The following is a 24,409-nucleotide window of genomic DNA, read 5'->3' as shown; positions in this document are numbered from 1 at the left end:
CGTCATCGTGCAGGAAGGGAATCCGTGGCGGTAACTACGCGAACCCTGGAGATTCCGGAGGGGATCGACCCGGTTCAGGTGCTGGGGCCGGAGGATGCAGTCATCGACAGGATCGAGCGCGCTTTCCCGGCAGTGTCCATCCTGGTTCGGGGCAACCAGATCATGCTGCGGGCCAGGGACCGGCAGGGCGACGTTCAGGCGGCCCAGATCCGGGACCTACTGACCGAACTCATGCAGACCGCCGATCAGGTCCCTGTGGATGCCGATCAGGTGGGGCGAATACTGGATCACCGCCGTCTGGGGACCGCCGATGCAACCGATTACCGTTCAGAAGACCAGGAAATTACAGGTAGCAATACGGCAGACCAAACCTATGTAAGCCACGAATCTCAGGATCGCAATACGACAAGCAGTACTTTTGTGGATAATGCTTCTGCAGACCTCAATTATCATGAGACAGCCGTTGCAGACTCGGAGGGGGATAACGCCCTGGAAGGCATCGACCAACCCCGCCAGGCAGCTCCTGCTGCTCTTCGTCGCCGCCCTTTGACACAGGCCTCCAAGGGTCCCATCAGGCCCAAGACCGCTGGCCAGTCCGCCTACGTGGCCGCCATGGAAACGCATACCATCACCTTCGGCATCGGCCCGGCCGGCACCGGCAAGACCTATCTGGCGGTGGCCAAGGCCGTTCAGGAATTCCGGGCCGGACGCATCGGGCGCATCATTCTGACCAGGCCTGCCGTGGAGGCGGGGGAGAGCCTCGGCTTCCTGCCTGGCACCCTCAATGAGAAGGTCGATCCATACCTGCGGCCCCTCTACGATGCCCTGGCTGACATGCTGGGCACCTCGCGGCTCCACCGCCTTCTGGCCGATGAGACCATTGAGGTGGCTCCGCTGGCCTACATGCGCGGACGCACCCTGAATGATGCTTTCGTCATTCTGGATGAGGCGCAGAACACCACCCGTAGGCAGATGAAGATGTTCCTGACCCGTCTGGGCTTCAACACCAAGATGGTCATCACCGGCGACGTCACCCAGGTGGATCTGGGCGGGCCCGCGTCTGGCCTGGCCACCATCGAACAAGTGCTGCACGGCATCGATGACATCGCCTTCGTGCACCTGCAGGCGGCTGACGTGGTGCGCAATCGGCTGGTCGGGCAGATTGTCCGGGCCTACGACCGTGCGGATCAAGCCCGTAGTCGGGGACGGGAGCAGGCATGAGCGTAGAAGTGACCAACGAGACCCAGTGGCTGATCGACGCCAAGACCTTTTCCGACCTGGGGGTGTGGGTGCTGGACCAGATGCGGGTGAGCACCCAGTCCGACATGACCATCATTTTCAATGATCCCGAGCCCATGGCGGTGTTGCACGAGCGCTGGATGAACCTGGCCGGGCCAACCGATGTCATGAGCTTCCCCATGGACGAGCTGCGCCCCGGGGACGAGAACCATCGCCAGGAGGGCATTCTGGGCGACATTGTCATCTGTCCCTGGGTGGCGGCACAGCAGGCTCTGGCTGCCGGTCATTCCACCATGGAGGAGATGCTGCTGCTGGCCATCCACGGCACCCTGCATTTGCTGGGGTATGACCACGCCAGTAGGGAGCAGGAGGAGCAGATGTTCGGTCTGCAGCGACAACTCTTGTTGACCTTCTTGGCCCTGCGTCAGGGGCCCATTGCGGAGGCTGGTCTGCCGGCCGGGGCTACCAACGCCCTGGAGATCTATGAGCGGTACGGCCGTGATGCCCACCGGAGAGGCAAATCCCATGAGTGAGCGGACCATTGCCGCCTTGGTGGTCATGATCCTGGCCGCCATTGCTCTGGTTGTGCTCTCCCTGGCGCTGGCCGAGGCCCAGGGGGCGCTCAACCGGGTGACCCGATCCAGTCTCAACAATTTGATTTTGGGCCTGCAGACCGACCAGGAGCTCAGCCAGTTCTCCAGGATGAAGCGGATCGACCGCATTCATCGGGCCCAGAGCCTGATCTCCCAGCGGCAGGTGACAGGCAGCGCCTGTGCCTTTTTCCGCATTATCTGTGACATCATGGTCGGTGTCCTGGTGGCCTGCATGGCTGCCCTTGGTGGTCTACCCCTCTGGGAGCAGCTGCTGTGCGGAGTGGTCATGGCCGTCTTGGTGGCCGCCGTCTCCGTCACCCTGGGTCCTCATGGCCGCTCCCGCCAGCCTATGGAAGCACTGCTCAAGCACGTGCGCCTGGTCGGACTGGCCGTTCTCCTGACGCCCTTCAAACGTCGGCGGCAGGCTGAAGCCCGCTCCCGCAAAAACCATCGCGGCGATCTTTCCGACGACGAGGAGCTGGAGAAGATCCAGATCGAGCAGGGTCGTGCCATGGTCGACCAGCTGGTGGAGGCCGGCGCCTTCGATCCGGAAATCTCGGAGATGCTGAAGAACGTGCTGACCCTGTCGACCACGCTGACGCGCGAGATCATGGTTCCACGAACTGACATGATCTGCATCTCCAAGGATGCCAGCCTGGATTCGGCCCTGAAGCTCTTCTCCCGGTCGGGATTCTCCCGAATACCCGCCATCGGGGACGACGTGGATGACCTGGTCGGCATCGTCTACCTGAAGGACGTGGTCCGCGCCCTAGCCTTCAACCACAAGGGCGATAGATCAGTCGCCTCCATCATTCGCCGGCCGGTTCTGGTGCCTGAGTCCAAGCCGGTGGACGACCTCTTCCACTACATGCAGCGCTCCCGCCACCATCTGGCCGTGGTCGTGGACGAGTACGGGGGCATTGCCGGCCTGGTCACCATTGAGGACGCCATCGAGCAGATCGTGGGTGAGCTGGAGGACGAGCATGACCGGGTCCAGCATGACGAGCCCAAGCAGATCGGCCCGCACACCTGGCAGCTGCCGGTCCGCACGCCCATTGCCGACCTGGAGGAGCTCTACGAGATCACCATCGACGAGGACGACGTGGACACGGTCTATGGCCTGCTGACCAAGCTGCTGGGTTCAGTGCCAGTCTCAGGCTCATCGGCGGTGACCCGGGGAATCAGATTGACCGCCGGCGAAGCGGTCGGCCGCCGCAAGAAGATCGCCACCATCGTGGTCGAGCCAGCCAACGGATCCAGCATCGCCCTGGAGGACGGTGCTGAACAAGAAGACCAACAGACCGACGGGGATCAACCCGAGCAGGACAGTCAGGAGAATTCATGACCAAGGAAGAACAGAGCGATGCCAAGACACCGGTCCACCGATCGGGGTTCGTGGCAGTAGTGGGCCGACCCAATGTGGGCAAGTCCACCCTTATGAACGCCCTGGTTGGCAGGCCCATCGCCATCGCCTCCTCCCGGCCGGAGACCACCCGCAAGGCCATCCGGGGAATCATGACCCGTCCCGAGGCCCAGGTGGTTCTGGTGGATACACCGGGCATCCACCGTCCGCGCACCCTCTTGGGCCAGCGTCTCAACGACGTGGTGGAGGCCTCCCTGTCCGATGTGGATGCCATTGCATTTCTGCTGCCTGCCGACCAGGCCATTGGCCCTGGCGATCGCCGCATTCTCAGCCGGCTGCGGTCCGATTTCGCCCGCAAGGACAAGGACGGCAAGTGGACCTGGCGAAAGCCTTTGATTGCCGTAGTGACCAAGATTGACCAGCTGAGCAAGGGTCAACTGGTGGACAAGCTCTTGGAAATTGGTACCTTTGCCGACTTCTCCCAGATTGTTCCGGTCAGCGCCCTGGAGGCTGACAACGTGGACGAGGTGGCCCAGGTGTTGATGGATGCCATGCCCGAGGGTCCTCAGCTCTACCCCGACGACCAGCTGACCGAGGAACGTCCCGAGGACCTGATCGCCGAGCTGGTTCGCGGAGCCTACCTGGAGGAGCTCAACGACGAGCTGCCACACTCCCTGGCCGTCCGCGTGGAGTCTGTCGAGCCGGATCCGGAGGGCGGGCGCGACATAGTTCACATCGGCATTTATGTAGAGCGCGACTCTCAGAAGCCCATCGTCATTGGCCGGGGGGCCGAGCACCTGGTGCGGGTGAAAAAGAAGCTACGCACCGCCGTCAACCGGACCATGGGTCGCAAGGTCCGGTTGGATCTGCATGTCAAGGTGGCCCGCAACTGGCAGACCGACCCCAAGCAGCTGGAGCGCCTGGGGTTCTGATCATGCTCAGCGGCGGGGTGCCTGGGCGCGCTTGGCCGTGTACATCTTGGTGTTCAGCAGGTCGGCGTAGCGCTCGATGACCTTGGGCCGGATCACCTTCATGGATGGTGTCATCAGTCCGTTGTCCTGGGTGAACTCCTCGGGCAGGATGATGAATTTACGCACTGACTCGGCCCGGGAGACGCCCTCGTTGGCCCGATCCACGTATTCCTGGACCTCTGCCCGGACCACGGCGTTCTGGGCCGCCTCCTGCAGGGACATGTTGCGATCCAGCCCCTTGGAGGCCAGCCAGGGCCGCAAGGCGGACTCGTTCAGGGTGACCAGGGCCGAGATGAAGGGGCGCTTGTCGCCCAGAACCAGGGCCTGGGAAACGATCTCGGAACGCTCGATGACCTCCTCGATGGGCCTGGGGGAGACGTTCTTGCCGCCGGCCGTGATGATCAGGTCCTTCTTGCGCCCGGTCAGGAAGAGGAATCCGTCACGGGAGAGCCGTCCCAGGTCGCCGGTGGCGTACCAGCCGTCCTCGGTGAAGGATGCTCGAGTGGCCTCTTCGTTCTTGTGGTAGCGGTGGAATACGCAGACACCCTTGATCTGTACCTCGTCGTCCGAGGCGATGCGGATGGTGAATCCCGGGAAGGGGATGCCCACTGAACCCCGGTGGTAGGGGGTGCCCAGGGGGTTGAAAGCGCAGGGTGCGGTGGTCTCGGTCAGGCCATAGCCCTCATAGACCGGAACATTGGCGCCCCGGAAGAACCCCAGCAGCTCCGGGTCCAGGGGAGCGCCTCCGGAGACGATCCACTTGGCCCGTCCGCCCAGGACCTGGCGCAAAGAAGAATAAACCAGCGGATCATAGAGGGCTCGCCGCAGGGCGCTGCGCTTGGTCGGCCAGCCCTTACGGGAGATGTCTTCCATGTAGGTGCGTGCCGCTCGGGCCGCCCCGTTGAAGATCCTGCCCTTAATGCCATGTCCGGCCTTCTGCGAGGCGGCGTTGTAGACCTTCTCGAAGACCCTGGGCACGCCGATGATGACTGTGGGCTTGGACTCCTGCAGGTCGGGCAGCAGGGTGGCCAGTCCGGAGGAGATGTACACGTGCATGGTCCCGTAGACGACCCCGTAGCTGATGGCCCGGGCGAAGGTGTGGGCCTGGGGCAGGAAGAGCAGGATGGATCCATCCGGGTCATGGGTCAGATTGGGGATGAAGGCGTTCAGGTTCCTGGCCAGCTGGCAATAATGCTCATGGGTCATCTCCACGCCCTTGGGAGCCGCCGTGGAGCCGGAGGTGTAGACGATGGAGCAGAGATCGGTCTTGCGGATGGAGTTGATCCGCTCGTCAAGCTCGGCGTCGCTGACCGACTCCCCATAGGCCTGCAGCTCCTGCAGGGCCCCGGATTCCAGGCAGGCGATCCGCTCCAGGGTGGGGCATTCCTTGTCGGCCCCCTCGGCCTTGGCCCGCATCTCGGCGGTCTGTACCACCAACAGCTTGGCATCGGAGTTGTTGACGATGAATCGGATCTGTTCGGCTGAATCGGTGTCGTAGATGGTGGCGATGACCCCGCCGATGGACAGGACCGCGGCATCCACGATGTCCCACTCATAGCTGGTCCTGCACATGAAGGCCACGGCATCGCCCTTCTTCAGCCCGTAGTGCAAGAAGCCCTTGGCGGTGGTTCTGATGTCATGCAGAATCTCGCGGCCGGTCCGATAGGTCCAGCTGCCGTTCTCCACAAAGTGCAGGACCGGCTGGTCGGGGGTGCGACGGGCCCGGTCGGCGTAGATGTCATAGACGGTCATGTCGTCTGGCACCGGTCCCATGCCGGCGGTGGTGGCCGAGAGCAGTCCCGAGGCCGGATCCATGCGCGTGGTGGTGGCGTAGTCAGCCGACCAGAAATGCGTGTTGGGCAGGGCGAGGGCTTCCTGGGCGGCACCTGATGGATCCGCGGCCTCCTCGCCAGTCGGTCCCTCCCCATGACCCACCTGGTGTGCCACAAAAGATTTGACCGATGCTAGTAACGACACGTTGTCTCCTTCAATAATCGCGGGATATGTCCAGAATAGTCGCCCACTTGGAGAAGGGTGGGCCCGGTGCTAAAGTAGGCTCGTTGCTTTGGCGAGGGAGGCTCTCATGGCCTCCGTTATCGACTCGGCTGGATCATCGGCGGCCTTTCCTTATGGGCGGTCCGGAATCCGACGCGGCGATGCGCCAGGACCGGCCCAGGTCGGTCTTGAGGAACCACTCAAGGAAGGAAGCCAAACATGGCTAACACAATTAAGCTCGAGGGCGAAGTTCGCGACCAATTCGGCAAGGGGGCGGCACGCCGCATGCGCGTGGCCCAGCAGATCCCTGCCACCATCTACGCCGGCGGTGCCCAGCCCGACTACATCAAGCTGCCCATGCGCGAGACCACTCTGGCCCTGCGCCGCGCCAACGCCCTTTTCTCCATCAGCTTCGGCGGACAGACCAAGACCGCCGTTGTCAAGGACGTGCAGCGCAACCCGGTCAAGCGCCAGGTGGAGCACATCGACTTCTACGAGGTCCGCGCCGGCGAGAAGGTCACCGTGGAGGTGCCTGTCTTCGTCAGCGGCGAGACCAAGGGCGCTGCCGTGGCCCTGATCGACACCCAGAACCTGCAGGTCCGTGCTGACGTGTCCAACCTGCCCGAGCGCATCGATATCAGCGTGGAGGGCCTGTCCGAGGGCGACAAGATCCTGGCCAAGGACGTCAAACTGCCCGAGGGCTCCGAGCTGGTCATCGACGATATGGAGGAATCCATCGTCTCCGTCGAGATCCCCAAGGAGGAGAGCCTGGAGACCCCCACCGAGGAGACCGAACAGGCCGATGCGGAGGCTGCTCCGGAGGACGACGCCCAGAGCGAGTGAGTCCAGAGGTTTGTTGTGCAAGGCCATGGGATCATCAGGATCCTGTGGCCTTTTTGCCTATGACGGTCACTATGCGAAATGTCTTGAACAGGTCAAGGCCTGCCTATGCGATAGTTCGGGTACCGGGCATCGCCATAAGCATTACACCCGAGCAACCAAATACAGTAGCAAGAAGAAGTGGTAGACAATGGCAGAGCAATCACATCACGACCCGAAGGCACTCAATGAGTTGGCGGACGCTTTCAAGGTCATTCCCAACGATCAGCCCGCCTCTGACGAGGAGCGTGCCCGGCTGATTGACAAGCCCGCCTTCGGCCAGCTCTTCTCTGACAACATGGCCCACATGGGATGGACTTCGGATGACGGCTGGAAGGATCGCAGGGTTGAGCCCTACGGACCACTCAGTCTGGATCCGGGGGCCTCGGTTCTCCATTACGCCCAGGAGGCTTTCGAGGGATTGAAGGCCTACTACCACGACGATGGCTCCATCTGGCTCTTCCGCCCTGATGCCAATGCCCAGCGCTTCTACAACTCAGCCAAGCGTCTGGCCCTGCCCCCGCTTGAACCCAATGACTTCCTGGGATCGGTCGCGGCCCTGGTCCGCCGTGACGCTGCCTGGGTGCCCAGGCGGCGTGAGTACACGCTCTATATGCGCCCCTACATGTTCGCCTCCGAGCCCTTCCTAGGCGTGCGCGCCCCGCATGCGGTGGACTATTGCGTCATCGCCTCGCCCTCGGGACCCTACTTCGCCGGCGGCGTCAAGCCGGTCAGCATCTGGGTGGAGGACAAGTGGTTCCGCACCGGCCCTGGCGGCACCGGCTTCGCCAAGTGCGGCGGCAACTATGCGGCCTCCCTGCTGGGTGAGAACCGAGGTGCCGAGCACGGCTGCGAGCAGGTCTGCTTTGTCGACGCGGCCACCAAGACCTACCTGGAGGAGCTGGGCGGCATGAACATGTTCACCGTCCACAAGGACGGACACCTGGAGACCCCCAGCCTGACCGGAACCATTCTGCCCGGTGTCACCCGCAACTCTCTGATCGCCCTGGCCCAGGACCACGGTCGTGACGTGGTGGAGACCATGATCCGCCTGGATACCCTGCTGGACGACATCCGCTCCGGCGAGGTCACTGAGGTGTTCGCCTGCGGAACCGCTGCCATCATCACCCCGATCGGGCGCTTCAAGTCCGAGAACTTCGACGTTCAGGTGGCCGACGGTGGCTCAGGCAAGGTCACCATGGACTTCCGCAACGAGCTCCTGGGCATCCAGCTGGGCGAGATCGAGGATCCGCACGACTGGATGTGGAAGGTCTGCTGAGCGCTGACCTCATCCTGCCTGACAGGTCTTGCAAGGAAAGGCGACTTCAGGGCGACATTTCGCCTTGGGTCGCCTTCTTTCGTTTTTGTGGCCTTGCGCACATCACCGGCCTGTTCAGCTCTGGGGTTGGCTAATCTATAGACGGACTTGAGTGCAGGACGGTTCCGGGAGGAGAAGTGCGGTATGAAGACGGCCTTGGAGGGGAACCTGATCTTCATGGTCATCGAGTACCTGGGCATCTTCAGCTGCGGGCTTTCAGGTGGTCTGGCTGCCGTACGCAAGGGGTACGACATCATCGCCATCCTGCTGGTCTCCTGGATCACTGCCCTGGGAGGCGGGGTGGTCCGCGACGTTCTTCTGGGTCAGGTGCCGCCCAGCGGCATCACCGACAAGGGCTCGGTCATCGTGACCCTGGCCTCCGGCCTGGTGGTGGCTGTCGCCCATCCCGAAATCAGCAGGATGACCTGGTCCATGCTGGTCACCGATGCCATGGCCCTGGGATCCTTCGCGGTGAACGGGACCGCCAAGGCGCTCATGTGCGGAACCGGCGGCATGACGGCCATCTTCATGGGCATGGCCACGGCCCTGGTCGGCGGCCTGCTGCGAGACATTCTCCTCAACCAGGTGCCAGCGGTCATTCAGGATCAGCATTGGTATGCGCTGCCTTCCTTGGTCGGTTGCCTGCTGACCCTGGCCTCTATGCGCGCCCAGCAGCATGGGCTCTATCCGGCCCGGATCGATATGATCCTGGATCTGGCCATCGTGGCCCTGGTGGTCGTCCTGCGCATCATCTCGGTGAAATTCGACATCCTGGTGCCTGGAGCCATGAACCGGCGTTCAGCCCGGCTGTCGCTCAACGATGCCCAGTTGGCCAGGGCCATCCGTCATCTGATGCGTGGCCGCTCGGACATCAGCGTCACCATCAAGCACACCGACGAGGATGCCGATGAGAATTCGGATACGAAAAAGGGCCGGTGACCCAAGCGCTTGGATCACCGGCCCTTGTGGGGCACCCGGTTCAGAGGGCGTTGACGGCGTTGGCCAGACCGGACTTGCGGTTGGCGGCCTGGTTGCGGTGGATCACACCCTTGCCGGCGGCCTTGTCCAGACGGCGGGCGGCCACCTGGAAGGCAGCCTGAGCGGCCTCCTTGTCACCGGCATCCACGGCCTTGCGCACGGAACGCACCGAGGTCTTGATTGCGCTCTTGACCTCCTTGTTGCGCAGGTGCGCCTTTTCGTTGGTGATGACCCGCTTCTTCTGCGACTTGATGTTTGCCAATGTTGCTCCAAACGATGAATGTATCTGTACAGACAAACCAACATGATAGCACCCGACCGGGAGAAGAATCCTCCTGAAGCAGGCGCTTCGGCCCAGGGCATCGTCTAGAATCGTTAGACCAGACGTACGTGAGGAGAGCAGACCGGTGCAGGAAGCCAAGAACCAACCAGGATTCACCGACCAATCGCTGATCCGCAACTTCTGCATCATCGCCCACATCGATCACGGCAAATCCACGGTGGCCGACAGGATCCTGCAACTGAGCGGGATCGTGCCCAAGCGCGAGATGCACGACCGGTTCCTGGACAGGATGGACATCGAGCAGGAGCGCGGCATCACCATCAAGTCCCAGGCTGTTCGCCTGCCCTGGGTCAAGGACGGCGTCGAATACACCCTGGGCATGATCGACACCCCAGGCCATGTGGACTTCACCTACGAAGTCTCCCGGGCCCTGGAGGCCTGCGAGGGTGCGGTTCTGCTGGTGGACGCCACCCAGGGCATCGAGGCGCAGACCCTCTCCAACCTGTACATGGCCCTGGAGGATGACCTGACCATCATCCCCGTCCTCAACAAGATCGACCTGCCCTCGGCCGAGCCGGACAAGCATGCCGAGGAGATCGCCAACCTGATCGGCTGCTCCACGGATGAAGTGCTCCGGGTATCGGGCAAGACCGGCCAGGGGGTTCGCGAGCTGGTGGATCGCATCGTGGATCAGGTGCCGGCCCCTAAGGGGGATCCCAAGGCTCCGGCCCGGGCCCTGATTTTCGACTCGGTCTACGACTCCTACCGGGGGATTGTCACCTACATCAGGATGGTGGACGGCGAGCTCAAGGCGCGACAGAAGATTCGCATGATGGGCCGGGCGACCGTGCATGACCCCATCGAGCTGGGCGTGATCAGTCCGGACATGACCCCCACCAAGGCTCTGGGTGCCGGGGAGGTCGGCTACGTGATCACCGGCGTCAAGGACGTCAGCCAGTCCAAGGTGGGCGACACGGTCACCACCGAGGCCAACCCGGCCAAGGAGCCCCTGCCCGGCTATCAGGACCCTCAGCCCATGGTCTATTCCGGGCTTTTCCCCATCGACAACGCCCAGTTCCCCGAACTGCGCGACGCCTTGGACAAGCTCAAGCTCAACGATGCCGCACTGGTCTATGAGCCGGAGACCTCGGCGGCCTTGGGCTTTGGCTTCCGTTGCGGCTTCCTGGGGCTGCTGCATATGGAGATCGTCACCGAGCGCCTGAGCAGGGAGTTCGGCATGGACCTGATCGCCACGGCCCCCAACGTCACCTACCAGGTGACCATGGAGGACGGCAGTGAGCACACGGTGACCAACCCCAGCGAGTTCCCCGACGGCAAGGTTCGTCAGATTCTGGAGCCTGTGGTCAGCGCCGACATCATCACCCCCAAGGAGTTCATCGGACCGGTCATGGAGCTCTGCCAGGATCATCGCGGGCAGATGGGGACCATGGAGTATCTGAGCCCCGAGCGCGTTGAGATGCACTACAAGATGCCCCTGGCCGAGATCGTCTTCGACTTCTTCGACCAACTGAAGAGCCGGACCAAGGGCTACGCCAGCCTGGACTACCAGCCCGACGGCACCCAGTCCGCCGACCTGGTCAAGGTGGACATCCTTATCCAGGGGGAGAAGATCGACGCCTTCTCGGCCATCGTCCACAAGGACAAGGCCTACGCCTACGGGGTGATGATGACCAAGAAGCTGCGCAAGCTGATTCCCCGTCAGCAGTTCGAGATCCCCATCCAGGCGGCCATAGGGTCTCGGATCATCGCCCGGGAGACCATCAGCGCCCTGCGCAAGGACGTGCTGGCCAAGTGCTACGGGGGCGACATCACCCGCAAACGCAAGCTGCTGGAGAAGCAGAAGGCCGGCAAGAAGCGCATGAAGATGCTGGGACATGTCGAGGTACCCCAGGAGGCCTTCATCGCCGCCCTGAGCACCGGCCAGGCCCAGGATCGGGACACCAAGGACAAGATCCGGGCCGCCGCCAAGAAGGAGGGCTGAACGGGTGGGATCCTACCAGGTCTACATCCATGTGCCCTTCTGCATGCGCCGCTGCGGCTACTGCGACTTCAACACCTACACGGCCCGGGATCTGGGCGGGGGAGCCAGCCGGGAGCACTACGCCGACCTGGCCATCCAGGAGATGCGCATGGTCCGCGACTGGCAGACCTCCCGAGGGCTGATAGAGCCGCCCGTGTCCACCATCTTCTTCGGCGGGGGCACACCGACCATTCTGCCCGCACAGGATCTGGTGCGCATGGTCGAGGCCGTGGCCGACCTCTGGGGTCTGTCCCCCGGGGCCGAGATCACCACCGAGGCCAACCCCGACACCGTGGATCGGGCCTACCTGGCGCAGCTGCTCCGGGGCGGCATCAACCGGGTCTCCTTCGGCATGCAGTCGGCGGTGCCCAGCGTCCTGGCCACCCTGGACCGCACCCATACTCCGGCCAATGTGACCACTGATGTGGCCGCTGCCAAGGACCTGGGACTCAGGGCCAGCGTGGATCTGATCTACGGAACGCCGGGGGAGCGGCTTGAAGATTGGCGGACCAGCCTGCAGGCGGCCCTGGACCTGGGTGTGGACCATGTCTCCGCCTATGCGCTGACCCTGGAGCCCACCACCAAGATGGGCCGTGCCGTGCGCCGGGGCCAGTTGCCCGCCCCCGATGACGACGACGAGGCGACCAAGTACGAGATGGCCGACGACATGCTTTCCCAGGCGGGCCTTTACTGGTACGAGATCTCCAACTGGGCCCGTCCCGGCCAGGAGAGCCGCCACAACCTGGGCTACTGGCACAACGTGGACTGGGCCGGCATCGGGCCCGGCGCACACTCCCACTATCGTGCTCTGGAGGGTCAGGGCCCGGGCATGACACCGGTGGAAGAGGCCCGGGAGTCGGAGCCCATCCCTTCCGTCTCTCCCGGGTTCAGGGCCACAGGAACAACAGCTCAAGAGGCCGATTCCAAGGCACGCTGGTGGCTTTCGCCGGAGCCCAGCCTGGGGGAGCGGCGTGCCCGGGCCATTCGCTCCTGGGACATCGCCCATCCCAGGGACTGGGCCGCCGCCATGGATGCCGGACATGTGCCCTGGCAGGATGCTGAGCTTCTGGGCTGGAGGCAGGACCTTGAGGAGACGGTCATGCTGGCCCTGCGCCTGCCGGAAGGCCTCGGACTGGACCGGCTGACCAGGCAGGCGGGTCGTCCTGCCGATCCGAAGATCCTTAAGGATCTGGTGGACCAGGGGCTCCTGCTGCCCGTGGGTGACAGAATCCAGGTGACCCGCCGGGGCCGCCTGCTCAACGATCTGGTCATCGATCAGGTCCTGGAGGCGGTAGGCATTCGTTAGACACTGCGGAACGTTACATGGATGTCACCTTTGGATGCATTATTCTGTTGATTCACCAATGACCAGGCTCTTCAAGGGTGGAGCATGCCGGCCCCGCCCCCGTCCACGAATGAGGTGATTGCAGTGTCATTCACGGCCCCTCTCGATCTGCATGTCCACGGCCCGCAAGGACTCTATGACCCTGATACGGAACACGATGCCTGCGGTTTCGGCATGGTGGCCACCCTCAACCGACGGGATGAAAGGCTGATCGTCGAGCAGGGCATCCGCGTCCTGGTTAACCTGGACCACCGAGGGGCCGTGGGAGCCGAGCCCAACACCGGCGATGGTGCCGGCATCATGCTCTCCATGCCCGACGAGTTCATGCGCACCCGCGTCTACCGGGATCTGCCTGAAACCGGCCACTACCTGGCGGGCATGGCCTTCTTGGACAGGGATCCAGCGCAGGCTGCCAGCCAGGAGGAGGCCATCGCCTCGATCGCCGGCCAAGAGGGTTTGCGTGTCCTGGCCTGGCGGGCAGTGCCCACCGACCCGGACGGTCTGGGTCTGCAGGCCCTGGCCTCCATGCCCCGCTTCCTCATGCCCATCATGTGCGACGCCGAGCCAGATGGCCGCGGAGATCTGGACTTGGAGCGGCTGGGCTACCGGGTCCGCAAGCGGGCCGAGCATGAGCTGGGCGTCTACTTCGCCTCCCTGTCCTGTCGGACCATCACCTACAAGGGCATGCTGACCACCAAGCAGCTGCAGGGCTTCTTCCCCGACCTGAGCGATCCGGCCATGAAGGCCCGCCTGGCCATCGTCCACTCCCGCTTCTCCACCAACACCTTCCCCTCCTGGCCACTGGCCCAGCCCTTCAGGATGATCGCCCACAACGGGGAGATCAACACCATCCAGGGCAACCGCAACTGGATGTCGGCCCGCGAAGGAAAGCTGAGCTCGGAGCTGCTGGGCGACATGGCCCCGCTACTGCCGGTCAATACCCCAGGAGCCTCAGACTCGGGCACCTTCGACGAGACCTTGGAGCTGCTCCACCTGGCCGGGCGGTCACTGCCCCATGCGGTCTCCATGATGATGCCTCCGGCCTGGCAGCAGGATCCGGACATGGACCCGGACCTGAAGGCCTTCTACCAGTACAACGACACCCTGATCGAGCCCTGGGACGGACCGGCGGCCATCGTCTTCACCGACGGGACCCTGGTGGGCGCTCAGCTGGACCGCAATGGCCTGCGCCCGGGACGTTGGCAGCTGACCGATGACGGTCACCTGGTCCTGGCCTCGGAGGCCGGCGTCCTGGAGGATACGCCCCAGGAGTCCATCGTCGCCAAGGGCAGGCTGGAGCCGGGACGCATGTTCCTGGCCGACACCAAAGAGGGCCGGATCGTGCCCGACAGCGAGATCAAGCGCCAGCTGGCCAGTCTGCACCCCTACAGGAAGTGGATTGCCGAACGCACCGTCCGCCTGGACGACCTGCCCGAGCGCGAGCATGTCAATTACTCGCGCATCTCGGTCCACCGCAGACAGCAGGCCTTCGGCTACACCCGGGAGGATCTGACCATGCTGCTGGGGCCCATGGCCGAAACCGGCAAGGAGCCCATCGGGTCCATGGGCAATGATGCGCCCATCGCTGTGCTCTCACGCCGGTCCCGTATGCTCTTTGACTACTTCACCCAGAAGTTCGCCCAGGTCACCAACCCGCCCCTGGACTGGGAGCGCGAGGAGCTGGTCACCAGCATCGCCTCGGCCATCGGCCCCGAGCCCAACCTTTTGGAGGATACCCCCGAGCACGCTTGGAAGATTCACATCGACCTGCCTGTGGTGGACTCCGTCCAAATGGCCCAGATCAAGCGATTGGATCGGGCGCCGGTCCTGGAAGGCCGCTTCCGCCCCCGTCTGATCCGCGGCCTCTACCAGGTCGCCGGCGGTGGCAAGGCCCTTGAGGAGCGTCTGGAAGCCATCGAAAGAGAGGTGGATCAGGCCATCGAGGAGGGCTGCAATGTCCTTGTCCTCTCTGACCGGGATTCCAACCACATCTGGGGGCCCATACCCTCCCTGCTGCTGACTGGGGCCGTCCAACACCACCTGCTCCGTCGGCACACCCGCACCCAGGTCTCTCTGGCGGTGGAGGCCGGCGACGTGCGCGAGGTCCACCATGTGGCCCTGCTGATCGCTTATGGCGCCGCCTGTGTCAACCCCTACCTGGCTCTGGAGTCCGTGGAGAACCTGGCCAACAGCGGCGACCTGCACGTGGATGCGAAAAAGGCCTCCGCCAACCTGGTCCGGGCCCTCAGCACCGGGGTGCTGAAAATCATGAGCAAGATGGGCGTGAGCACCATCATGTCCTACCGTGGCTCCCAGCTCTTCGAGGCCGTCGGACTGAGCCGTGAGGTCATCGACCGTTGGTTCACCGGCACCACCTCACTAGTGGGTGGCATAGGCCTGGATGAGATCGCCGCCGAGGTGGCCCAGCGCCATCGTGTGGCCTACCCGATCGAATGGACCGCCGGCTCCGGGCATGACCTGGAGACAGGCGGCAACTACCACTGGCGGCGCACCGGCGAGGACCACCTGAACGACCCTGAGTCCATCTTCCTGCTCCAGCAGTCCACCAAGCGCGGGGACTACGAGCTTTTCAGGGCCTACACCGACCATGTGAACGCGGCGGCCAAGCAGGGCATGACCCTGCGCGGCCTCATGGAGCTGCACTCCGACAGGGCGCCCATACCGCTGGACCAGGTGGAGCCCGCCGAATCCATCGTCACCCGCTTCTCCACCGGCGCCATGAGCTACGGGTCCATTTCCCAGGAGGCCCATGAGACCATGGCCCTGGCCATGAATCGGCTGGGAGCCCGGTCCAACTCGGGCGAGGGCGGCGAGTCCCCGGACCGGATTGCAGATCCTGCAAGGACCAGCCGCATCAAGCAGGTGGCCTCGGCCCGGTTCGGGGTGACCAGCGACTACCTGGTCTCGGCCACGGACCTGCAGATCAAGCTGGCCCAGGGAGCCAAGCCGGGGGAGGGCGGCCACCTTCCCGGCGCCAAGGTCCCGCCATGGATCGCCCAGGTCAGACGCTCCACACCCGGGGTCGAGCTCATCTCGCCTCCGCCCCACCACGACATCTACTCCATCGAGGATCTGAAACAGCTGATCCACGACCTGAAGATGGCCAACCCCAGAGCCCGCATCCACGTCAAGCTGGTCTCCGAGCACGGGGTGGGAACCGTGGCCGCGGGCGTGGCCAAATGTCATGCCGACGTGGTCCTCATCTCCGGCCAGGACGGCGGCACGGGAGCAGCCCCGCTCAACGCCATCAAGCACGCGGGAACCCCCTGGGAGCTGGGCCTGGCCGAGACCCAGCAGACCCTGGTCATGAACGACCTGCGCTCGCGGATCGTGGTCCAGTGCGACGGGGAGCTCAAGACCGGCCGCGATGTGGTCATAGCCGCCCTCCTGGGGGCCGAGGAGTTCGGCTTCGCCACCACGGCGCTGCAGGTGGAGGGCTGCGTCATGATGCGGGCCTGCCACAAAAACACCTGCCCCCAGGGCATAGCCACCCAGGATCCGGAGCTGCGCTCGCGCTTCACCGGCCGGCCCGAGGATCTGGTCAATTTCTTCATGTTCATGGCCCGCCAGGTGCGGGAGATTCTGGCCTCCCTGGGATTCGCCAGCCTGGAGGAGGCAGTCGGCCACGTGGAGTGCCTGCGCCGGGACCCATCCGTGCAGACCTGGAAGAGCCGGGGCATTGACCTGGACGCCATCCTGCGCAAGCCTGGCCCCACCCCGGGCACGGTATTGCACCACACCCAGGCCCAGGACCACGAGCTGGACAAGTCCCTGGATGTGGACCTGATCAACCAGGCCGTCGATGCCTTGGACGAGGGTCGGCCGGTGGCCATCAAGACAACCGTGCGCAACGTCAACCGGAGCGTGGGCACCATGCTGGGCTACAGGATCACCCGCCAATACGGCGCCGCCGGCCTGCCACCGAACACCGTGGACATCACGTTGACCGGTTCTGCCGGTCAATCCCTGGGCGCCTTCATCCCCAGGGGCGAGACCATCCGGGTGATCGGCGAGGCCAACGACTATGCAGGCAAGGGCCTGTCCGGCGGTCGTCTGGTCCTCCACGCCGCCCAGGGCGTTCGATTCGACCCGCACCAGACCGTCATCTGCGGCAACGTGGCCGGATTCGGTGCCACCTCGGGCGACATGTTCGTGGCGGGCCGGGCCGGGGAGCGCTTTGCCGTGCGCAACGGGGGCGGCCGCTTCGTGGTCGAGGGCCTGGGCGATCACGGCTGCGAGTACATGACCGGCGGCCTGGTGGTGGTTTTGGGCCCCACAGGACGCAACTTCGGCGCCGGCTTCTCGGGAGGGGATGCCTACCTGCTGGACATGGATGCATCACGGCTCAATCCTGAAGCCTGGAATGACGGCTCCCTGCTGGCCCTGGAGCCTGACCAGGACCAGGCGGCCATGCTCAAGGAACTGATAGCGGAGCATGTCCGGCTGACCGGGTCAAAGGCTGCGGCCGACCTGCTGGAGGACTGGCCGAGCGCGCTGGCCCGGTTCACCCATCTGGTCCCCCGCCGTTATCTGGCCATGAAGCAGGCCATGGAAGAGGCCGAGCGCGAGCAGGTGGACTTCAACGAGCCCGGCGTCTGGGACGCCACCTACGCCCAGGTCATGGAAGGAGCGCACTGATATGGTCGACCCCAAGGGATTCCTCAAGGTACGCACCCGGCACGAGCTCGCCGAGCGCCCGGTCGCTGAACGCCTGAAGGACTGGCGCGACGTGCACCAGACCAGTGGCCCCGGGCCCTGGACCGCCGAGCAGGCCGCCCGCTGCATGGACTGCGGCACCCCCTTCTGCATGACCGGCTGCCCCTTGGGCAACCTGATCCCCGAGTTCAACGACCTGCTGTCCCGGGGTCGCTGGGAGGAGGCTTACGAGCGGCTGAGCCTGACCAACAACTTCCCGGAGTTCACCGGACGGATCTGCCCGGCTCCCTGCGAGTCCTCCTGTGTGCTCTCCATCCATCAGCCGGCCACCACCATCAAGCTGGACGAGCAGACCATCATCGACCAGGCCTGGTCCCTGGGTCTGGTCAAGCCCCGGCCGCCGCAGCGACTGACCGACATGACCGTGGCCGTGGTCGGGTCCGGTCCCGCAGGGCTGGCCTGCGCCCAGCAGCTGACCCGGGCCGGACACACGGTGGTGGTCTACGAGCGTGCCGATGCCATTGGCGGGCTCCTGCGCTATGGCATCCCCGCCTTCAAGCTGGAGAAGTCCCTGCTGGACCGCCGGCTGGAGCAGATGGAGGCCGAGGGGACCCGATTCCGCACCGGCGTCGAAATCGGCCGAGACCTGGGCTGGGATCAGCTGCGGGCCCGCTATGACGCCCTGGTGGTGGCCATCGGTTCCACCGAACCGCGAGTGGTGGACCTGCCCGGACGGGAGCTCAAGGGCATCCACTACGCCATGGACTTCCTGCCCGACCCCACCCGCAAACTCATGGGACGCGAGCCCATCAACAACATCGATGCCTCCGGCAAGGATGTCATCATCATCGGCGGCGGCGACACCGGGTCGGATTGCCTGGGCACGGCCTTGCGAGAGGGCGCCAAGTCGGTCACCGTCCTGCAGATCCGGCCAAAAGAGCCCTCGTCCAGGCCCGATAACCGGCCCTGGCCAACCTACGCCCGGCTCTACAATCCCACCTCCTCCATGGAGGAGGGCGGCCATTATGAGTACGCGGTGGACAGCCTGGAGTATCTGGGCGACGATTCCGATGACCGGATCAACCTGGACCAGACCAGTGCCCCCACGGGCTTCGACCGGGACCACGAGGGAGGGGTGCGCGGGGTTCGCGTGGTGGACGTCAGCCGTGACGATCAGGACCGAATCATCCCCCATCCCGACACCGAGCGGGTCCTGCCTGCCGACCTGGTGCTGATCAGCATTGGCTTTGCCCATCCGGAGACGGCTACCCTGACCGGACAGACCGGCGTAGGGCTGGACGGACGCGGGAACGTGGCCCGGGATGCCGACTATGCCACCGATCATGACGGCATCTTCGTCTGCGGCGATGCCGGGCGTGGCCAGTCCCTGGTGGTCTGGGCCCTGGCCGAGGGCCGTTCCTGCGCAGCGGCCGTGGACCGGTATCTGACCGGCGCCACCGAACTGCCTGCTCCCATCCGGGCCGATGAGCGCGCCATGACCCTGCCTGCGGGCGACCAGCGCCCACGCTAATATGAAAAAGTATGGTGCCGATCGAAGGGATGGAGGCAGTGGGATATGACCAACCGCGCTGAACGTAGGGCGCAGGCCAAGCGGAGCCGCCGTGGCGGCAGCGACGACCGGAGGATGACGGCCAAGGGCAGGGCCGGAGTGATGGACGAACGGGCCTTGCAGGAGCGCTCCCGTCGGCTGGAGGCTGGCCAGAGCGCCGAGTGGAAGCCCACCGGGCACACCGATGACCTGGTGCAGAAGGACTCCGTGGATCCCAACGACCGCAACCCCCGTCTGCTGAGGACTCCCAGCGGCGTGCGCCAGTGGTTGCGGATTCTGGTCTGGGCCCTGATCATCTGCTCTGGCCTGGCCTTCCTGGTCTGCATGTGGCTGCCCCACGTTCCCATCTGGGCCACCATCGCCATCGCGGCGGTCTTCTGCCTGGGCGTACTGGGACTCTTCCTGGTCGGCGGCAACCGGGACAATCCCCGTCTGGACTCCTACGGAACGGCCCTGTGACCATGAGCGAAAGCGTGGCAGAACAGCAGGCCGTGCTCATGCAGCACGTGGGATTCCGCCGTCAGGGCCGGGTCATACTTGACGATGTCAACCTTGAGGTGGGCCAGGGGCAGAAGTGGGTGCTCTTCGGGCCCAACGGCGTGGGCAAATCAACCCTGGTGGCCATGATGAGCACCCGAGGCTTCCCCAGCACCGGCAGCGTGGAAATCCTGGGCAACCGCCTGGGCAAGGTGAACGTCTTCTCCTACCGGCATCGGATAGGGCTGGCCTCGGCTGGCCTGGCCAAGACCATCAGCCCTCAGGAGGATCCCTACGACGTGGTGCTGACCGCCTTCAGCGACACCACCGGCCGCTGGAGGGAGACCTTTACGCCCGAACAGGAAGAGGCCACCCTGGCTCTGATGGATCGGTTCGGCATCGCCTACCTCAAGGGCAAGCGCATGTACCGGCTCTCCGAGGGGGAGCGCGGCCGGGTGCTGATTTGCCGGGCGCTGATGGCCAATCCCGACCTGCTCATCCTGGACGAGCCGACGACCGGGCTGGACCTGGGCGGCAGGGAGCTGGTGCTCAGGGCCTTGAGCGACATCGGCCGTGAAGACAAGGACCGCACGGTCATCCTGGTCACCCACCGGCTTGAGGAGATCCCTTTGGGCTTCAACCGGATAGCCATGATGGGCCGGCGTCCTGCCGACACCGCAGACACCGGCGACCCGGATCCGGGCACCATCGTCTATCAGGGACCCTTGGAGGGTGGACTGACCGGTCCGCGCTTGAGCGAACTCTTCGGTCTGGACCTGACCGTGGTCCACCGCGATGGACGCTGGGGCGCCTTCGCCGCATGAACGCCACTGCCTGCAGACATGTTCTGACACGCCCGTATCAGCTCAAGGAATAGCGATTCGTTCACCAGGGCACTGGTATAGACTGTGGTGGTTTGTCTGCCCGGGGATCGCGGCGGACTTGTATGCGTGAAGGATGTTGACGTGATCAAGATATGGACTCGCTACCTGCGGCCTTACTGGCTTCAGGTGGCCGTTCTGGTGCTCTTTCAGGTGGCGCAGACGGCCTTGAACCTCTACCTGCCCAACCTGCAGGCGGACATCATCGACAAGGGCGTGGCCGTAGGCGACCAGGATGCCATTTACCGGATCGGCTGGCAGATGATGGGCATCACCGCCATCCAGATCGTGGCCAACGTGGTCGCCGTCTACTGCGCCACCCGGCTGGCCATGAGGATGGGCTACGAGCTGCGCAGGGATCTGTTCGCCTCCGTGGAAGGCTTCAGCCTCAACGAGATCGAGCGCTTCTCGGCAGGTTCCCTGATCACCCGCACCACCAACGACGTCCAGCAGATGCAGATGACCACCATGCAGACCCTGATGATCATCCTGCAGGCCCCGGTCATGCTGATCGGCGGGTTGATTCTGGCCCTGCGCCAGGACGGCCCCCTGACCTGGTCCCTGGCGGTCATCGTCCCCTTGATTCTTCTGGTGGCCCTGGTGCTCATGGGCAGGATGGGACCCCTGTTCACCCGCCTGCAGAACATGCTGGACTCGGTCAACCGCCTGGTCCGCGAGCAGATCTCCGGCGTGCGGGTCATCCGCGCCTTTGTCCGCGAGAAGACCGAGGCCGCCCGCTTCGACAAGGCCAACCGCCACGTCTACGGCGTCCTGATCTCCACCGGTCGGCTGATGAGCATGATGGTGCCGCTCATGTGGTTCCTGCTGAACATGTCCAATGTGGCCATCATGTGGTTCGGCGGCCGCCGCATCGACTCCGGGGCCATGCAGATCGGCGCCCTGCAGGCCTTCATCCAGTACCTGATGATCATCCTGTCGGGTCTGATGATGGCCGCCATGATGTCGGTCATGCTGCCCAGGGCCGCTGTGGCCGCCCGAAGGATCAACGAGGTCCTGGAGGCCACCAGCGAGATCGCCGCACCCGAGCATCCCTACCGCAACGAGCACCCCCAGGGACTGCTGGAGTTCAAGCACGTGGACTTCAGCTACCCGGGCGCCCAGGATCCGGTTCTTTCTGACATCTCCTTCACCGCCCGGCCGGGCACCACGACGGCCATCATCGGGGCCACGGGATCCGGCAAGTCCACCATCATCCGACTGGCCAACCGCATGTTCGACGTCACCGACGGCCAGGTCCTGGTGGACGGCCACGACGTGCGCGAGTACGACCCCGACCAGCTGGCCCTGATCTTCGGGCCGGTCCCGCAGAAGGCCACCCTCTTCACCGGCACCATCCGCGACAACATGCACTACGGGGACCCCGAGGCTGACGACGACCGCATCTGGCAGGCCCTGCGCATCGCCCAGGCCGAGGACTTCGTCCGTGAGATTCCCGAGGGCCTGGATGCCCGCGTGGCCGAGGGCGGCACCAACTTCTCCGGTGGACAGAAGCAGCGGCTCTGCATGGCCAGGGCCATCCTGCGCAACCCCTGCATCTACACCTTCGACGACTCCTTCTCCGCCCTGGACATGACCACAGATCGCGCCCTGCATGAGGCCCTGGTGCCGGTCACCCGCCAGGCCACCCAGATCGTCGTGGCCCAGAGGGCGGCGTCCATCCGTCAGGCCGACCAGATTCTGGTCCTTGACCGGGGCCGCATCGTCGGCCGGGGCACCCACGACCAGCTCATGGAGGACTGCCCCACCTACCAGGAGATCGTCCAGTCCCAGGGCGGGCAGGGTCCCGACGTGGAAGAGCTCAGCATTGACGAGGGGAGGGCCGAGTAGATGGCCAAGGACTTGAGCGTACACACAGGCTCACAGGCCGTGGGCAGCCGCCGTCATACCGTGGGCCGGCTGGTCCATTACCTGCTGGCCAGCCCCTGGAGGGTCATCGTCATGGTCCTCTCCGGCATGATCGCCGTGGCCATGATCGTTATCGGCCCCAAGGTCATGGGCGAGGCCACCAACGTCCTCTTCGAGGGGCTACTGGGGTCCATGCTGGTCAAGATGGGCGCCAAGCCCGGCACCCCCAAGCAGGCTGTGGTCACCTATCTGCAATCCCGCGGGCAGGACAAGTTCGCCCGGATGATCGACTCCATGAACGTCCAGGTGGGCGTGGGCATCGACTGGGGGCGCTTCGGCACCATCCTCATGTTCGTCATCGGCATCTACCTGATCTCCATCCTGGTCAGACTGGTGCAGAACTTCCTGATGACCCGGCTGGTCTCCGACGCGGTCTACACCATGCGCAGGCAGATCGAGGACAAGCTGGACCGGCTGCCCCTGCAGTACTTCGACCGGACCCCGCGCGGCGAGGTCATGAGCCGGACCACCAACGACATCGACAACATCTCGGGCACCCTACAGCAGATCCTGGGAGAGCTGCTCTTCTCGGTCTTCTCCATCATCGGCGCCTTCATCATGATGCTGACCATCTCGCCCCTGCTGACCCTGATCGCCTTCATCATCATTCCGGTCATGGCCCTGTGTGCGGGAATCATCCTCAAGAAGACCCAGCCGCAGTTCACCAGGCAGTGGATCCGCACCGGCCAGGTCAACAGCCACGTGGAGGAGATGTTCTCCGGCCACATGGTGGTCCGGGCCTTCGGCCACCAGCGCAAGGCCGAGGAAGAGTTCGAGGAGCGCAACCAGGAGCTCTACCAGGCCAGCTTCAAGGCTTCCTTCTTCTCCGCTCTGGTCACGCCCATGTCAACCTTCTTCGGCAACCTGAGCTTCGTGATCGTGGTCATCATCGGCGGCGTACACGTGCTTAACGGCAGCATGAGCCTGGGCGGCCTGCAGGCCTTCACCCAGTACACCCGTCAGGCCTCCCAGCCCATTGGCCAGTTGGCCTCCATGGGTACCATGCTCCAGTCCTCCCTGGCCTCCTGCCGCAGGGTCTTCGACTTCCTGGACGAGGCCGAAGAGGTGCCGGACATCGAGCATCCCGACCATCTGGGTCAGGAGACCGGAGGCAAGGTCGAGGGGCATGTCCGCTTCGACCACGTCCGCTTCTCCTACGATCCGGCCGAGCCGCTGATCAAGGACCTGTCCATCGAGGCCAAGCCGGGGCAGACCATCGCCATCGTCGGGCCCACCGGGGCGGGCAAGACCACCCTGGTCAACCTGCTCATGCGCTTCTACGAGATCCAGGGCGGACGCATCACCATCGACGGCGTGGACACCTCTAGGGTGACCCGTCACGACCTGCGCAGCCACTTCGGCATGGTCCTGCAGGACACCTGGCTCTTTGACGGGACCGTCCGCGACAACCTGCTCTACGGGCTGGACGAAGGGCAGACCATCCCTGACCAGACCATGATCGATGGCGCCAAGGCCACCCACGTGGACGAGTTCATCCGCAAGCTGCCCCAGGGCTACGACACCGTCCTCAATGAGGACAGCAGCGAGCTCAGCCAGGGCGAACGCCAGCTGATGACCATCTGCCGGGCCTTCCTGTCCGACCCAGACATCCTGATCCTGGACGAAGCCACATCCTCGGTGGATACCAGAACCGAGCTGCTGGTCCAGCAGGCCATGAACACCCTGCGCAAGGGCAGGACCTCCTTCGTCATCGCCCACAGGCTGTCCACCATCCGCGATGCCGACTTGATCCTGGTGGTCAACCACGGCTCGGTGGTCGAGCAGGGCACCCACGACCAGCTGTTGGAGCGCGGCGGGGCCTATGCCTCCCTCTACAACTCCCAGTTCACCAAGGGCGAGGAGGACTGAGGAG

The 24,409-nt window shown here is 64.4% G+C and carries 17 protein-coding genes; 15 read left to right on the top strand and 2 right to left on the bottom strand.

The genetic code is table 11. The annotated features are described in order from the left end of the window. Window positions 1-24 precede the first annotated feature (24 nt). From CI601_RS06165 to era, 4 genes are read left to right on the top strand one after another with little or no spacing between them, the layout of a single operon-like run. Entirely contained in the window at window positions 25-1,221 is a 1,197-nt protein-coding gene (locus tag CI601_RS06165) for a PhoH family protein (RefSeq protein WP_121914705.1), read from the top strand. Next, the gene (gene ybeY / locus CI601_RS06160; protein WP_024627962.1) at window positions 1,218-1,772 is read left to right on the top strand and encodes an rRNA maturation RNase YbeY; all 555 of its coding nucleotides are present in this window, start codon (window positions 1,218-1,220) and stop codon (window positions 1,770-1,772) included. Before CI601_RS06165 ends, ybeY begins: the two co-directional genes overlap by 4 nt. Continuing rightward, window positions 1,765-3,177, top strand: a complete 1,413-nt coding sequence (locus tag CI601_RS06155; RefSeq protein ID WP_121914704.1) for a hemolysin family protein — start codon at window positions 1,765-1,767, stop codon at window positions 3,175-3,177. The genes ybeY and CI601_RS06155 overlap by 8 nt, the downstream gene beginning before the upstream one ends. Then, on the top strand, window positions 3,174-4,127 hold the full coding sequence (era, locus tag CI601_RS06150) for a GTPase Era (protein ID WP_121914703.1): 954 nt from the start codon (window positions 3,174-3,176) through the stop codon (window positions 4,125-4,127). The genes CI601_RS06155 and era overlap by 4 nt, the downstream gene beginning before the upstream one ends. A gap of 6 nt (window positions 4,128-4,133) precedes the next feature. On the opposite strand, the gene CI601_RS06145 is transcribed toward era, so the two are convergent. Then, window positions 4,134-6,143 (bottom strand): long-chain fatty acid--CoA ligase, encoded by a 2,010-nt coding sequence (locus tag CI601_RS06145; RefSeq protein ID WP_121914702.1) that lies wholly within the window; start codon window positions 6,141-6,143, stop codon window positions 4,134-4,136. Window positions 6,144-6,380: 237 nt separating this feature from the next. On the opposite strand from CI601_RS06145, the gene CI601_RS06140 reads away from it, so the two are divergent. The 3 genes from CI601_RS06140 to CI601_RS06130 all read left to right on the top strand — a co-directional run bounded on the left by CI601_RS06140 (window position 6,381) and on the right by CI601_RS06130 (window position 9,297). Continuing rightward, entirely contained in the window at window positions 6,381-7,004 is a 624-nt protein-coding gene (locus CI601_RS06140; protein WP_024627966.1) for a 50S ribosomal protein L25/general stress protein Ctc, read from the top strand. A gap of 187 nt (window positions 7,005-7,191) precedes the next feature. Continuing rightward, a complete protein-coding gene (locus CI601_RS06135; protein ID WP_121914701.1) occupies window positions 7,192-8,319 on the top strand; it encodes a branched-chain amino acid aminotransferase in 1,128 nt (375 codons plus the stop codon). A gap of 183 nt (window positions 8,320-8,502) precedes the next feature. Next, a complete protein-coding gene (locus tag CI601_RS06130; protein WP_121914700.1) occupies window positions 8,503-9,297 on the top strand; it encodes a trimeric intracellular cation channel family protein in 795 nt (264 codons plus the stop codon). Window positions 9,298-9,337: 40 nt separating this feature from the next. Here the strand turns inward: CI601_RS06130 and rpsT are convergent, their stop codons facing one another. Further along, entirely contained in the window at window positions 9,338-9,598 is a 261-nt protein-coding gene (gene rpsT / locus CI601_RS06125; protein ID WP_024627969.1) for a 30S ribosomal protein S20, read from the bottom strand. A gap of 145 nt (window positions 9,599-9,743) precedes the next feature. Between rpsT and lepA the strand changes: the two genes are divergently transcribed. From lepA to CI601_RS06085, 8 genes are all read left to right on the top strand, one after another. Continuing rightward, window positions 9,744-11,621: a translation elongation factor 4 gene (gene lepA, locus CI601_RS06120; protein ID WP_121914699.1), complete on the top strand. Its 1,878-nt coding sequence runs from the start codon at window positions 9,744-9,746 to the stop codon at window positions 11,619-11,621. 4 nt (window positions 11,622-11,625) lie between these two features. Beyond that, the gene (gene hemW / locus CI601_RS06115) at window positions 11,626-12,966 is read left to right on the top strand and encodes a radical SAM family heme chaperone HemW (protein WP_121914698.1); all 1,341 of its coding nucleotides are present in this window, start codon (window positions 11,626-11,628) and stop codon (window positions 12,964-12,966) included. A gap of 123 nt (window positions 12,967-13,089) precedes the next feature. Then, window positions 13,090-17,664, top strand: coding sequence for a glutamate synthase large subunit (gltB, locus tag CI601_RS06110; RefSeq protein ID WP_183129776.1), 4,575 nt, complete (start codon window positions 13,090-13,092; stop codon window positions 17,662-17,664). Window position 17,665: 1 nt separating this feature from the next. After that, window positions 17,666-19,213 (top strand): glutamate synthase subunit beta, encoded by a 1,548-nt coding sequence (locus CI601_RS06105; protein ID WP_121914696.1) that lies wholly within the window; start codon window positions 17,666-17,668, stop codon window positions 19,211-19,213. 45 nt (window positions 19,214-19,258) lie between these two features. Beyond that, entirely contained in the window at window positions 19,259-19,711 is a 453-nt protein-coding gene (locus CI601_RS06100; RefSeq protein ID WP_121914695.1) for a DUF2975 domain-containing protein, read from the top strand. Between the two features lie 2 nt (window positions 19,712-19,713). Beyond that, window positions 19,714-20,553 carry an ABC transporter ATP-binding protein gene (locus CI601_RS06095; protein ID WP_121914825.1) on the top strand — a complete coding sequence of 280 codons (840 nt, stop codon included), beginning with the start codon at window positions 19,714-19,716 and terminating at the stop codon, window positions 20,551-20,553. A gap of 141 nt (window positions 20,554-20,694) precedes the next feature. Continuing rightward, window positions 20,695-22,458, top strand: a complete 1,764-nt coding sequence (locus tag CI601_RS06090) for an ABC transporter ATP-binding protein (RefSeq protein ID WP_121914694.1) — start codon at window positions 20,695-20,697, stop codon at window positions 22,456-22,458. Further along, window positions 22,459-24,405 (top strand): ABC transporter ATP-binding protein, encoded by a 1,947-nt coding sequence (locus CI601_RS06085; protein ID WP_121914693.1) that lies wholly within the window; start codon window positions 22,459-22,461, stop codon window positions 24,403-24,405. Window positions 24,406-24,409 lie beyond the last annotated feature (4 nt).

The organism is Bifidobacterium sp. wkB344 (assembly GCF_003688305.1).
GTDB lineage: Bacteria > Actinomycetota > Actinomycetes > Actinomycetales > Bifidobacteriaceae > Bombiscardovia > Bombiscardovia mizhiensis.
The sequence above is the reverse complement of the archived record's forward strand: the minus strand, read 5'-3'. Positions and strand labels throughout refer to the sequence as shown.

Excerpts from the sequence above, each read along its gene's own strand:
- CI601_RS06155 (WP_121914704.1), top strand. The coding sequence starts at position 1,765 with ATGAGTGAGCGGACCATTGCCGCCTTGGTGGTCATGATCCTGGCCGCC.
- CI601_RS06135 (WP_121914701.1), top strand. The coding sequence starts at position 7,192 with ATGGCAGAGCAATCACATCACGACCCGAAGGCACTCAATGAGTTGGCG.
- era (WP_121914703.1), top strand. The coding sequence starts at position 3,174 with ATGACCAAGGAAGAACAGAGCGATGCCAAGACACCGGTCCACCGATCG.
- CI601_RS06140 (WP_024627966.1), top strand. The coding sequence starts at position 6,381 with ATGGCTAACACAATTAAGCTCGAGGGCGAAGTTCGCGACCAATTCGGC.
- CI601_RS06095 (WP_121914825.1), top strand. The coding sequence starts at position 19,714 with ATGAGCGAAAGCGTGGCAGAACAGCAGGCCGTGCTCATGCAGCACGTG.
- ybeY (WP_024627962.1), top strand. The coding sequence starts at position 1,218 with ATGAGCGTAGAAGTGACCAACGAGACCCAGTGGCTGATCGACGCCAAG.
- CI601_RS06085 (WP_121914693.1), top strand. The coding sequence starts at position 22,459 with ATGGCCAAGGACTTGAGCGTACACACAGGCTCACAGGCCGTGGGCAGC.
- CI601_RS06130 (WP_121914700.1), top strand. The coding sequence starts at position 8,503 with ATGAAGACGGCCTTGGAGGGGAACCTGATCTTCATGGTCATCGAGTAC.
- CI601_RS06100 (WP_121914695.1), top strand. The coding sequence starts at position 19,259 with ATGACCAACCGCGCTGAACGTAGGGCGCAGGCCAAGCGGAGCCGCCGT.
- CI601_RS06105 (WP_121914696.1), top strand. The coding sequence starts at position 17,666 with ATGGTCGACCCCAAGGGATTCCTCAAGGTACGCACCCGGCACGAGCTC.